10 protein-coding genes and 1 riboswitch are annotated in these 12,273 nt (G+C 69.4%); of the genes, 6 read left to right on the top strand and 4 right to left on the bottom strand.

The genetic code is table 11. From position 1 onward, the window contains the following. Positions 1-25 precede the first annotated feature (25 nt). Both cydB and ACIDOF_RS12755 read right to left on the bottom strand, forming a co-directional pair. On the bottom strand, positions 26-1,030 hold the full coding sequence (gene cydB, locus ACIDOF_RS12760) for a cytochrome d ubiquinol oxidase subunit II (RefSeq protein WP_409005935.1): 1,005 nt from the start codon (positions 1,028-1,030) through the stop codon (positions 26-28). A 20-nt stretch (positions 1,031-1,050) separates the two neighbouring features. Then, positions 1,051-2,556: a cytochrome ubiquinol oxidase subunit I gene (locus ACIDOF_RS12755; RefSeq protein WP_409005934.1), complete on the bottom strand. Its 1,506-nt coding sequence runs from the start codon at positions 2,554-2,556 to the stop codon at positions 1,051-1,053. Positions 2,557-2,745: 189 nt separating this feature from the next. Between ACIDOF_RS12755 and ACIDOF_RS12750 the strand changes: the two genes are divergently transcribed. Next, on the top strand, positions 2,746-3,120 hold the full coding sequence (locus ACIDOF_RS12750; protein ID WP_409005933.1) for a cyclophilin-like fold protein: 375 nt from the start codon (positions 2,746-2,748) through the stop codon (positions 3,118-3,120). A 34-nt stretch (positions 3,121-3,154) separates the two neighbouring features. On the opposite strand, the gene hisC is transcribed toward ACIDOF_RS12750, so the two are convergent. After that, complete coding sequence (gene hisC / locus ACIDOF_RS12745) at positions 3,155-4,234, bottom strand: histidinol-phosphate transaminase (RefSeq protein WP_409005932.1); 1,080 nt, start codon at positions 4,232-4,234, stop codon at positions 3,155-3,157. A gap of 390 nt (positions 4,235-4,624) precedes the next feature. Here hisC and ACIDOF_RS12740 point away from each other — a divergent pair, with 390 nt between their 5' ends. From ACIDOF_RS12740 to ACIDOF_RS12725, 4 genes are all read left to right on the top strand, one after another. Continuing rightward, positions 4,625-5,728, top strand: coding sequence for a LacI family DNA-binding transcriptional regulator (locus ACIDOF_RS12740; RefSeq protein ID WP_409005931.1), 1,104 nt, complete (start codon positions 4,625-4,627; stop codon positions 5,726-5,728). Positions 5,729-6,009: 281 nt separating this feature from the next. Further along, positions 6,010-7,071, top strand: a complete 1,062-nt coding sequence (locus ACIDOF_RS12735) for a metallophosphoesterase family protein (protein ID WP_409005930.1) — start codon at positions 6,010-6,012, stop codon at positions 7,069-7,071. Positions 7,072-7,254: 183 nt separating this feature from the next. Continuing rightward, entirely contained in the window at positions 7,255-8,172 is a 918-nt protein-coding gene (locus ACIDOF_RS12730; RefSeq protein WP_409005929.1) for a phage holin family protein, read from the top strand. 80 nt (positions 8,173-8,252) lie between these two features. After that, positions 8,253-8,750, top strand: a complete 498-nt coding sequence (locus ACIDOF_RS12725) for a hypothetical protein (RefSeq protein ID WP_409005928.1) — start codon at positions 8,253-8,255, stop codon at positions 8,748-8,750. 64 nt (positions 8,751-8,814) lie between these two features. Here the strand turns inward: ACIDOF_RS12725 and thiC are convergent, their stop codons facing one another. After that, on the bottom strand, positions 8,815-10,608 hold the full coding sequence (gene thiC / locus ACIDOF_RS12720) for a phosphomethylpyrimidine synthase ThiC (protein ID WP_409005927.1): 1,794 nt from the start codon (positions 10,606-10,608) through the stop codon (positions 8,815-8,817). Then, positions 10,601-10,735: riboswitch (TPP riboswitch) on the bottom strand. Its footprint overlaps the gene before it by 8 nt. Positions 10,736-10,807: 72 nt before the next feature. Here thiC and ACIDOF_RS12715 point away from each other — a divergent pair. Next, positions 10,808-12,241, top strand: a complete 1,434-nt coding sequence (locus tag ACIDOF_RS12715; RefSeq protein WP_409005926.1) for a YibE/F family protein — start codon at positions 10,808-10,810, stop codon at positions 12,239-12,241. Positions 12,242-12,273: the final 32 nt, after the last annotated feature.

Raw genomic sequence — 12,273 nt, 5'->3', positions numbered from 1 at the left:
CCCCAACTAGTACCGCTGGTACCGACTAGTGCGCATCGGCCGCGATGTGCTGCGTACCGATCCGCTTGCGGAACACCCAGTAGGTCCAGCCCTGGTAGAGCATCACGAGCGGAGCCGCGATCCCGGCGCACCAGGTCATGATCTTCAGGGTGTACGGGCTCGACGAGGCGTTGGTGACCGTGAGGCTCCAGGCCGGGTCGAGCGAGGACGGCATGACGTTCGGGAAGAGCGTCAGGAACAGCATCGCAACCGCAGCGGCGATCGTGACCCCGGACAGCGCGAACGACCAGCCCTCGCGCCCCGCCTTCAACATCCCGACGGCCCCGACGAGCGCGACCACGGCCACGATCATCGCGACGAGACTCGTCCCGTCGCCCTTGGAGACCTGCGTCCAGACCAGGAAGCCGAGCCCCAGCACGGCCGCCGCGAGCCCGAGCCCGAGCGCCAGCTTCCGCGCCCGCATCCGGATGTCGCCCACGGTCTTGAGCGCCGTGAACACCGCGCCGTGGAATGTGAACAGCGAGAGCGTGACGAGCCCGCCCAGGATCGCGTACGGGTTGAGCAGGTCCCAGAACGTGCCCACGTACTCCAGATCGCGGTCGATCTTCACGCCGCGCGCGATGTTGGCGAAGGCCACGCCCCAGAGGAACGCCGGGATCAGCGAGGTCCAGAAGATCGCGTGCTCCCAGTTGGTCTGCCAGCGGTCCTCGGGCCGCTTGTGGCGGTACTCGAAGGCCACGCCGCGGATGATCAGGCAGATCAGGATCAGCAGCAGCGGCAGATAGAAGCCGGAGAACAGCGTCGCGTACCACTCCGGGAAGGCCGCGAACGTGGCGCCGCCCGCGGTGAGCAGCCACACCTCGTTGCCGTCCCAGACGGGACCGATGGTGTTGATCAGCACCCGCCGCTCACTGCGGTCCCGCGCCAGCAGCTTGGTCAGGACCCCGACCCCGAAGTCGAAGCCCTCCAGGAAGAAGTACCCGATCCACAGGACCGCGATCAGGACGAACCAGACGTCGTGAAGTTCCATGCCTCAGCAGCTCCTCAGCCTCAGTACGAGAAGGCCATCGGCCGGTCGGCGTCACGGTCGTCGCCGCCGATCTTGGTGGGCGGGTTGAGGTCGGCCTCGGTGAGTTCGGGCGGGCCGGCCTTGGCGTACTTGATGATCAGCTTGACCTCGATCACGGCGAGCGCCGCGTACAGCAGCGTGTAGACGGCGAGCGAGGTGATGACCTCGGCCTGCGAGACGTTGGGGGAGACGGCGGCGGAGGTCTTGAGCACGCCGAAGACCACCCACGGCTGCCGGCCCATCTCGGTGAAGATCCAGCCCCACGAGTTGGCGATCAGCGGGAACAGCATCGTCCAGAGGGCGACGATCCAGTACCACCGGGTGAGCTTGGCGCTCAGCGGCTTCTTGAACAGCACCAGATGCGGCGCTTCGTCCTCACCCACCCGCATCGACTGCGGCAGCATGAACTTCTTCCGCGTCAGCCACAGCCCGAGCACACCGATGCCGAGCGAGGCCATGCCGAAGCCGATCATCCAGCGGAAGCCCCAGTAGGCGACCGGGATGTTCGGGCGGTAGTCACCGGGCCCGTACTTCTCCTGCATCTCCTTGTTGAGGTCGTTGATGCCGGGGACGTGCTCGTCGAAGTTGTTGTGCGCGAGGAAGGAGAGCAGGCCCGGGATCTCGATGGCGACCTTGTTGTGCCCCTGCGCGACGTCGCCGTACGCGAAGATCGAGAAGGGCGCCGAGTCCTCGCCGTCCCAGAGCGCTTCGGCGGCGGCCATCTTCATCGGCTGCTGCTCGAACATGATCTTGCCGAGAACGTCGCCGCTGACCGCGGTGAGCAGTCCGCTGATGGTGATCGTGACGAGCCCGAGCCGCAGCGAGGTCTTCATCACCGGCACATGCTTCTTGCGCGCCAGGTGGTACGCGGCGATGCCGACCATGAACGCGCCACCGACCAGGAAGGCCGCGGTCATGGTGTGGAACATCTGGGCAAGCGCGGTGTTCTGCGTCAGCACGGCCAGGAAGTCGGTGAGTTCGGCCCGGCCGCGCTCCTCGTTGATCCGGTAGCCCACCGGGTGCTGCATCCAGGAGTTGGCCGCCAGGATGAAGTACGCGGAGAGGATCGTGCCGATCGAGACCATCCAGATCGTCGCCAGGTGGAGCTTCTTCGGCAGCTTGTCCCAGCCGAAGATCCACAGGCCGATGAAGGTGGACTCGAAGAAGAACGCGATGAGCGCCTCGAAGGCGAGCGGGGCGCCGAAGATGTCACCCACGAACCGCGAGTAGTCGGACCAGTTCATGCCGAACTGGAACTCCTGCAGGATGCCGGTCACGACACCCATCGCGATGTTGATCAGAAAGAGCTTGCCCCAGAACTTCGTCGCCCTGAGGTACTTCTCCTTCTCGGTCCGCACCCAGGCGGTCTGCAGGCCCGCGACGAGCGCGGCGAGCGAGATCGTGAGCGGCACGAAGAGGAAGTGGTAGACGGTGGTGATGCCGAACTGCCATCGCGCCAGGGTTTCCGGCGCCAGAGCCAGGTCCACGTCGTCTCTCCTTACATCGCCGTGGTCACTGCTGCAGTTTGCCCCGCACAAACCTGTACATCACAGGAGAAAGCAGGACGGCGCTTGTGAACGCGTTCACATTCACAAGCATTATGTCGTACCGGCTTCGCACGTTCTTCAGGGGGTCCCCCCTTCCCAAGAACTTCAACATCTTGTTGAATCCGCGGCATGCAGATCCGAATCTCCTGGCCCGCCGGGCACCTGACCGCCACGCTCGAGGACACCCCGACCGCCCAGGCGCTCCACAAGGCCCTGCCGCTCTCCGCCACCGCCAACACCTGGGGCGAGGAGGTCTACTTCGACACGGGCATCAGCGTCGAGCGCGAGGACGACGCCCAGCAGGTCGTCGAGCCCGGCACCGTCGCCTTCTGGACCGACGGCGACGCCCTGGCCCTGCCGTACGGCCCGACGCCGATATCGCGCGGCGACGAGTGCCGTCTCGCCAGCCCCTGCAACCTGCTCGGCGCACTCGACGACGACCCGCGCAAGCTCGCCACCGTCCGCAGCGGCGACCCGATCCGAGTGGAACTGGTCGCCGACTAGCGGACGTTCACAGGGCGGGACCGCCCCTCGAGGGCTACAGCTCCTTGCGGAAGGCCTCCGCCGTGTGCAGGAAGATGTCGTTCGCCTCGGTCTCGCCGATGGTGGCGCGCATGCCCTCGCCCGCGAACGGACGCACGACCACACCTGCCTTCTCGCAGGCCGCCGCGAAGTCGAGCGTGCGGTCCCCCAGGCGCAGCCAGACGAAGTTGGCCTGGGTCTCGGGGACCGTCCAGCCCTGCTCGCGGAGCGCGTCCACCACACGCTTGCGCTCGCAGACCAACGAGCCGACGCGGCCCAGGAGTTCGTCCTCCGCGCGCAGTGAGGCGACCGCCGCGTCCTGCGCCAGCTGGCTCACGCCGAACGGCACCGCCGTCTTGCGCAGCGCCGCCGCGACCGGCTCGTGGGCGACCGCGAAGCCGACCCGCAGGCCTGCCAGGCCGTACGCCTTGGAGAAGGTGCGGAGCACACAGACGTTGGGGCGGTCGCGGTACAGCTCGATGCCGTCCGGGACCTCCGTGTCCCTGATGAACTCGCGGTACGCCTCGTCCAGGACCACCAGGACGTCGCTCGGCACCCGGTCCAGGAACCGCTCCAGCTCGGCCCGGCGCACCACCGTGCCCGTCGGGTTGTTGGGGTTGCAGACGAAGATCAGGCGCGTGCGGTCCGTGATCGCGTCGGCCATCGCGTCGAGGTCGTGCACCTCCCCCGGCGTCAGCGGGACCTTCACCGAGGTCGCGCCGCTGATCTGCGTGATGATCGGGTACGCCTCGAAGGAGCGCCAGGCGTAGATCACCTCGTCCCCCGGGCCGCTCGTGGCCTGCAGCAGCTGCTGGGCGACGCCGACCGAGCCCGTGCCCGTGGCCAGGTGGGAGAGGGGGACGCCGAAGCGGTCCGCCAGCTCGTTCATCAGGCCCGTGCACGCCATGTCCGGGTAGCGGTTGAAGGTGTCGGCGGCGGCCGTCACCTGCTCCATCACGCCGGGGAGCGGCGGATAGGGGTTCTCGTTCGAGGACAGCTTGTACGCCACCGGGCCGCCGGCCGCGGCGGGCTTGCCCGGCTTGTACGTCGGGATGCCGTCCAGCTCGGCACGCAGCCTCGGGGTTGTCTCGCTCACTGCAGGTCCTCCTCGTACCGCCCGGGTTCGAATACTGCTCACCCTATGAGGATTCCGCGTTCCTGCGAATGCCCTGTGGACAACCGGGGGTCCGGCCTGTGGACAACGCCGGGTCGGCGCGCAGGGAGGGGGGAGCGCTCCCCTATGTGCCGTGCGCCCCTGGCTTGCGCCGTGGCGCGCGTCCCCCGTGAAGGTGAGTTGAGACCTCTTCGAGACCTGCGGTACGCGCCAGGCACGCGGCCGTCAATGGGTCACGGATCACGTGAAAATCGCTCAACTCCCTTGATTTCAAAGGCTATTGCTCCCCTTTCGCCATGCAGAAACGTGCCTGTCAACGCGTGCATATGCAGTCACGACGACCACCCTCATGAGCCCTACTATCGGCTCGCCATGACAGCAGCAGGGAAGCACCAGGTGAGCCGGGCACAGACTCGGGGCAACCGGCAGGGCCGGGCGGGCATCCGGGACGTGGCCGCCGCTGCCGGCGTCTCCATCACGACCGTCTCCGACGCGCTCAACGGCAAGGGCCGGCTCCCCGACGCCACCCGCCAACACGTCCGCGAGGTCGCCGACCGGCTGGGCTACCGCCCGTCCGCCGCGGCCCGAACGCTTCGTACCGGCAAGTCGGGACTCATCGGCCTGACCGTGACCACGTACGGGGATGAACCTTTCACCTTCACGGAGTTCGCGTACTTCGCGGAGATGGCGAGAGCCGCCACGTCGGCCGCGCTGGACCGGGGGTACGCCCTGGTCATCCTGCCCGCGACATCCCGCCACGACGTCTGGTCGAACGTCGCCCTGGACGGCACCGTCGTCATCGACCCCTCCGACAAGGACCCGGTCGTCAGCGAACTCGTCCGCCAGGGCGTGCCCGTGGTCTCCGACGGGCGGCCGGCCGGCTCGCTGCCCGTGACCGCGTGGGTGGACAACGACCACGAGGCCGCCGTGCTCGGCATCCTCGACCACCTCGCCGCCGCCGGCGCCCGCCGCATCGGCCTGCTCACCGGCACCACCACGGACACGTACACGCGGCTGTCCACCACCGCCTATCTGCGCTGGTGCCGCCGGATCGGCCAGGACCCGGTGTACGAGGCCTATCCCGCGCACGACCCGTGTGCGGGCGCCGTGGCCGCCGACCGCCTGCTCGCCCGCCCGGACCGGCCCGACGCGGTCTACGGGCTCTTCGACCCCAACGGCACCGACCTCCTCGCCGCCGCCCGCCGGTACGGGCTGCGCGTCCCGGACGACCTCCTGCTGGTCTGCTGCAGCGAGTCCACCGTGTACGCCACCACGGAGCCGCCCATCACGACGCTCTCGCTGAAGCCGAGGCGGATCGGCACGGCCGTCGTGCAGCTGCTCATCGACGCGATCGAGAGCGTCGACACCACGCAGCCCATCGAGCAGGTGATACCGACGGAGCTGATCGTGCGGACCTCGTCGCAACGCCGGCCGCCCCGCACGACGGTCAGCCCACCGCGCCCTTCGCAAGGGTGAGTGCCTTCGTCCTTCCCGCCCGGAAGGACGAAGGGAGGCCGGAGGAAGGACCCGTTCCGGATGGGAGCGAGGGGTTCCGGGGAGGGGTCGCGCAGCAGAGTTGCCCTCAATTCGGGAGAAAACCCCGGTCAACCCTGGGTTCCGGCTCGATTCAACACCCCTGGTGCATCACACACCGCGAGCCGCATTCCTATGATGGGCGCACGACACCGCGGACCGCTGCGACCAGGCCGTCCGAACCCGGTGGAGAAAAGCGGCGCGCGACGGTGGTGGAGGGGTCGATGACTCAGGGGGCCGGTCAGGTACCCGCGGTGCGTACGGACACGGTGCGCGACTTCCGCGTACCCGCTTATGTGCACCAGGCCGGCCAGGAGCCCCCTGCGGAGACCGGGCAGGACGGCACGCACGTCGACCTGCCCGAGGGCTACACGCCGACGCAGCGCGATCTGCCGGTCATCAACCGCGGTGACACGGTCCAGGTGCACATCAAGGCCGAGGGCGACCCCGCGGGCACGCCGAACGGCCTGGGCCCGCTCTATGTCGTCGGCGATGTGCACGGCTATCTCGACGAGCTGCTCGCCGCGCTGCGCGCGCAGGGCCTGATCGACGAGGCGGGGGACTGGGCCGCGGGCAACGCCCGGCTGTGGTTCCTCGGCGACTTCACGGACCGCGGTCCGGACGGCATCGGCGTCATCGACCTGGTGATGCGGCTCTCCGCGGAGGCGGCCGCCGCGGGCGGGTACTGCAAGGCGCTGATGGGCAACCACGAGCTGCTGCTGCTCGGCGCGAAGCGCTTCGGCGACACCCCGGTCAACTCCGGCGCGGGCACCGCCACGTTCCAGGCGGCCTGGCTGCTCAACGGCGGCCAGAAGTCCGACATGGACCGGCTGCAGGACGTGCATCTGCAGTGGATGTCCCGGCTCGACGCGATCGAGCTGGAGGACGACCACCTCCTGGTGCACTCGGACGCGCTGACGTATCTGGAGTACGGCGACTCGATCGAGGCCGTCAACGACACCATCCGCGAGGCCCTCACGCGGAACGACGCCGACGAAGTCTGGGACCTGTTCCGGAAGTTCACCAAGCGCTTCGCCTTCCGGGACGAGGGCGGCTCGCAGGCCGTCCAGCAGCTCCTGGACACCTACGGCGGCCGTCGGATCGTGCACGGCCACAGCCCCATTCCGTATCTGCTCGGCGAGGTCGGTTCCGAGGACGGCGAGGACGGCGCGGGGCCGCAGGTGGCGGGGCCGCATGTGTACGCGGACGGCCTGGCGATCGCCATGGACGGCGGCGTGACCATGGCCGGAAAGCTCCTTGTGTGCCAACTTCCCCTGGATAACTGAGCGTTCAGCGGGCAGGCGTGGAGCACGTCGGACGTCTCTGACCAGGGGCCCCAATTCTTCAAACCCCCTGTCACGGCGCGCCGTCGCCGCTCTACCATCTGCTTATCCGTAGCAGGCTCTCCTCCGTTTCCGCCCAACCGCCCGTGAGCACGCGGGCGTCCCGGCCCTACGGAGCATCGGGGGATGCACATGAACAGCGCTCCGCACCTGCTGAATGAGGACCGCAAGGACTACGAGCGGATCCTCGATGAGGCGCTGCGCACCGCACCGCACCGTCCGGATCTGGCCGCTGTGGGCGAGCGGCTGAGCACCGAGCAACTGCGCACGATGGCGCTGAACGCCACAGCCCTGATCACCGCCGCCGCGGCGACGGAGTACGAGCACTACGTCAAGGTCCGCCAGGAGCTGCGCGACCCGGCCCGCTCCTCCACGGCCGTACGGGAGCCGAGCGGGTCCGAGCCCGCCTCGGGCTCGGTCGGCCTGGCCACCACCATGGGCGAGGTCACCGAGACCGCGGGCGCGGGGCTCATGGCCGTGCTCGCCGTCCTCGCCCCGGTCCTCGCGGGCACGGCGGCGGTGATATTCCTGCTCGTCGGGTACGTGCTGAAGATGATCACGCCCGAACCGGCCCTCGCCGACGCGCTGTTGACGGCCGGCTGGATCTTCGGCGCGCTCACCGCGGCCGGGATTCTCGTCGCCGCGGGCGGCCTGCTCCTGACCGCGCTGCGCAACGGCTCGACGGCCGTCCCGGCGGGACCGCCCTGGGAGTCGAACGAAGAGCTGTCCCGCGCCCGGGAGGTCTGGCACGAGGCACTTCTGGAGCGCGGCGTGCTGCCGTTCCTGCGCGAGGCGCTGGCCGAGCCGCGCGGCACCGTCGACCACGGACCCGGCCCGTCCGGTACACGGATGCCCCAACTCGGCTATGACAGGCCGGGGTTCAGCAGCGGGGACACGGGAGCCGGCGGCTCCGCAGGGGGCAGCGCCGACGGCCCCAGGGACGGGAACGGGGACGGGGCCGCGGATTCCGGCTCGCGGCCGCGCTATTCGAGCCCGGACTTCTCCAGCCCGGACTTCGGCGGGCCGGAGCATCAGCCGGACTAGGGCCAGAGCATCAGCCGGGCCAAGGCCTGAGCATCAGCCGGAGCGGTGGTCCCGGCTCAGAAGATCGGAATCGGTTTCACGTGAAACAGGCACTTCACGGGTGCACGCCTCGTGGTGCGCTCGCCCGCGCCTCGGCCGCACTCACCGCCCTGCTGCTGCTCACCGGCTGCGGGGCCGGCGAGCACATCTGCACGCTGCGGGACTCGCCGACCGGGATCTCCGTGGACGTACCCCCGAAGTGGGCGGACCGGGCGGCCGAGGCGGAGCTCGTCGCCTGCTGGGACGGCCGTTGTCACGGGGGCGGACTGCGCCTGCAGAAGGAGCTCCGGGAGGCCGCGCCCTCGTCCGAACCGCCCGCTCCCTGGCCGGGGTTCGCCGTCGTGGAGGGCCTGCCGGAGGACGGCAGGACGAAGGTGCGCGTGGAGCTCGTGCTCAGGGACGAGGGCGGTGCGACCGTGCTCGACGAACGCACGACCCTCGTACCGAAGCCCACGTACCCCAACGGCCGTGACTGCTCGCCCGGTGGCTGGCAGGGCGCCGTGACCGTGACGAAGAGCGGGAAGCTGACCTCACGCTGAGGCACGACGGGCCATGGGCCCCGGCCGGAACAGCTGGGGCCCATGCGCGAGTTCATCGCCCCGGTCAGTCCGCCATCGGCAGATAGACGCGGTTGCCCGCGGCCGCGAACTCCCGCGACTTGGCGAGCATGCCCGCCTCGATCTCCTCCTCGGACGCGCCCTCCTCGCCGCCGAACTGCTCGTTGATGTTGCGGCTGATCTTCATCGAGCAGAACTTCGGGCCGCACATGGAGCAGAAGTGCGCCGTCTTCGCGGGCTCGGCCGGGAGCGTCTCGTCGTGGAACTCCCGTGCCGTGTCCGGGTCGAGGGCCAGGTTGAACTGGTCCTCCCAGCGGAACTCGAAGCGGGCGTCCGAGAGCGCGTCGTCCCAGTCCTGGGCGCCCGGGTGGCCCTTCGCCAAGTCCGCCGCGTGCGCCGCGATCTTGTACGTGATCACGCCGGTCTTCACGTCGTCCTTGTTCGGCAGGCCCAGGTGCTCCTTGGGCGTGACGTAGCAGAGCATCGCCGTGCCCCACCAGCCGATCATCGCGGCGCCGATACCCGAGGTGATGTGGTCGTACGCCGGGGCGATGTCGGTGGTCAGCGGGCCGAGCGTGTAGAACGGCGCCTCCTCGCAGACTTCCTGCTGGAGGTCGATGTTCTCCTTGATCTTGTGCATCGGGACATGGCCCGGGCCCTCGATCATGGTCTGTACGTCATGCGCCTTGGCGATCTTGTTGAGCTCGCCCAGGGTCTCCAACTCCGCGAACTGCGCACGGTCGTTGGCGTCCGCGATCGACCCGGGCCGCAGCCCGTCGCCGAGCGAGTACGTCACGTCGTACGCGGCGAGGATCTCGCAGAGCTCCTCGAAGTTCTCGTAGAGGAAGCTCTCCTTGTGGTGCGCGAGGCACCAGGCGGCCATGATCGAGCCGCCGCGCGAGACGATGCCGGTCTTGCGGTTGGCGGTCAGCGGGACGAACGGCAGGCGCACGCCGGCGTGCACCGTCATGTAGTCGACGCCCTGCTCGGCCTGCTCGATGACCGTGTCCTTGTAGATCTCCCAGGTCAGCTCCTCGGCCTTGCCGTCGACCTTCTCCAGGGCCTGGTAGAGCGGCACGGTGCCGATGGGCACGGGGGAGTTGCGCAGCACCCACTCGCGGGTGGTGTGGATGTTGCGGCCGGTGGAGAGGTCCATGACCGTGTCGGCGCCCCACCTGGTGGCCCAGGTCATCTTCTCCACCTCCTCCTCGATGGAGGACGTGACCGCGGAGTTCCCGATGTTGGCGTTGACCTTCACCAGGAACTTCTTGCCGATGATCATCGGCTCGATCTCGGGGTGGTTGACGTTGGCCGGGATCACCGCGCGTCCGGCGGCCACCTCGGCGCGTACGACCTCGGGGTCGAGGTTCTCGCGGATCCCGATGAACTCCATCTCGGGCGTGATCTCCCCGCGGCGGGCGTACGCAAGCTGCGTCACCGCCTGACCGTTCCGGCCGCGACGGGGCTGCCGGGGCCGGCCGGGGAAGACCGCGTCGAGGTTGCGCAGGCCGCCGCGCGGCGACGTGTGCTTGATGCCGTCGTCCTCGGGGCGGACCGGGCGGCCCGCGTACTCCTCGGTGTCGCCGCGGGCGACGATCCAGTTCTCCCGCAGCGGCGCGAGCCCGCGGCGGACGTCGGTGTCGGCTGTCGGATCGGTGTACGGGCCTGAAGTGTCGTACAGGGTCACGGACTTGCCGTTGGTGAGGTGCACCTGGCGGACCGGCACGCGCAGGTCGGGGCGTGAGCCCTCGACGTACGCCTTGTGCCAGCCGATGGACTTCCCGGCCTCCGTGCCCTCGGTCGTGCTGGAGGCAGGCGTGCGTGCGTCCGATGTGGTCATGAGACCTACTCCCTACGCCGGCATTACCCGGTAACAGGTTCGGCGGTCGACGCAGCCGTTTCCGTACGTCTCGTACGGAGGTCAGCGCCCTCTCAGCCCGGTGCTCCGAGCTCCCGCGGTGACAATCGTGGGCCCCACGCTAGCGTCCGTACGGCCACGCTGAACAGAGGGCCCCACCCGTTCTTGCGATGATCGGTCGGTGACCACCACGCATCAGCCACCGCAGCCGCCCTCCGAACCGCCGCACGGAAACGGCCACGGAGGGGGCGGGAACGGCGGTTCCAGCGGCCACTCCCACGGCCACTCGCACAGCCACGGTCCCGCCGAGCCCGTCTCGAAACATCTGCGCAAGGTCATCGCCGCCGTGCTGATCCCCTTCGCGACGGCCGTGCTCGTCGGCCTCGCCGTGCTCTGGCCCGGGGGCGCACCGCCGCACGAGCGCAGCGGCGTCGGCTTCGACCGGCAGACCGAGTCGGGCCGGGTGGTCCAGGTCGACGGGGTCGACTGCAAGGACGTCAACGCCTCGCAGGTCCCGCCGACCGGCGATCCGTCGACGCCCGAGGGCCAGGAGGCGCAGCGCTCGCAGACCGGTACGTGCGCGAAGGCGACGATCGAGGTGACCAGCGGCAAGGACAAGGGCCGCACCTTCGTCGAGGTGGTCCAGCCGGACGCGCCGCGGCAGCTGCGCGAGGGCCAGGACGTGGTCGTGGCGTACGCGCCGGGGGCGCCCAAGGAGCTGCAGTACTCGGTGACCGACGTGGACCGCGGCGTTCCGATGTGGATCCTCGCGGCGATCTTCGCGTTCGCCGTGGTCGTGGTCGGGCGGATGCGCGGCTTCATGGCGCTGATCGCGCTCGCGGTGAGCTTCGTACTGCTGACGCTCTTCATCCTGCCGGCGATCCTGCAGGGCTCGAATCCGCTGGTCGTGGCGGTGGTCGGAGCCAGCGCGATCATGCTGATCGCCCTCTACATGTGTCATGGCCTGTCCGCGCGGACCTCGGTGGCGGCGCTCGGCACGCTGGTCTCGCTGCTGCTCATCGGGCTGCTCGGCTCGCTGTTCATCGGCTGGGCCAACCTGACCGGCAACACGGACGACAACACCGGCCTGATCCACGGCCTCTACCCGGACATCGACATGAGCGGCCTGCTCCTCGCGGGCGTCATCATCGGTTCCCTCGGTGTGCTCGACGACGTGACGGTCACGCAGACCTCCGCGGTCTGGGAGCTGCACCACGCCGACCCGACGATGACCGCCCGGCAGCTGTACCGCGCGGGCATCCGCATCGGCCGCGACCACATCGCGTCGGTCGTCAACACCCTGGTCCTCGCGTACGCGGGTGCCGCGCTGCCGTTGCTGCTGCTGTTCTCGATCGCGCAGAGCAGTGTGGGCACGGTGGCCAACAGCGAGTTGGTGGCCGAGGAGATCGTGCGCACGCTGATCGGTTCCATCGGCCTGGTCGCCTCGGTGCCGGTGACGACGGCGCTCGCCGCACTGCTCGTCTCGGCCGACAAGCCGGGCGCGACGCCGTCGGCCGGAGCGTCGGGCGGACCTGGAAGCGGCTCGGCAGGCGGGGCGCCTTCGGGCCGCGCGGCCTCCCGCGGCGGCGGTCGGGGACGCAGGCGCAAGCGCTGACGGGCACGCAACGGGCACGCAAGGGGCACGCG

Origin of the sequence: Streptomyces sp. Da 82-17 (genome assembly GCF_046098215.1) — a bacterium.
In the GTDB taxonomy this organism is placed as follows: domain Bacteria; phylum Actinomycetota; class Actinomycetes; order Streptomycetales; family Streptomycetaceae; genus Streptomyces.
The sequence above is the reverse complement of the archived record's forward strand: the minus strand, read 5'-3'. Positions and strand labels throughout refer to the sequence as shown.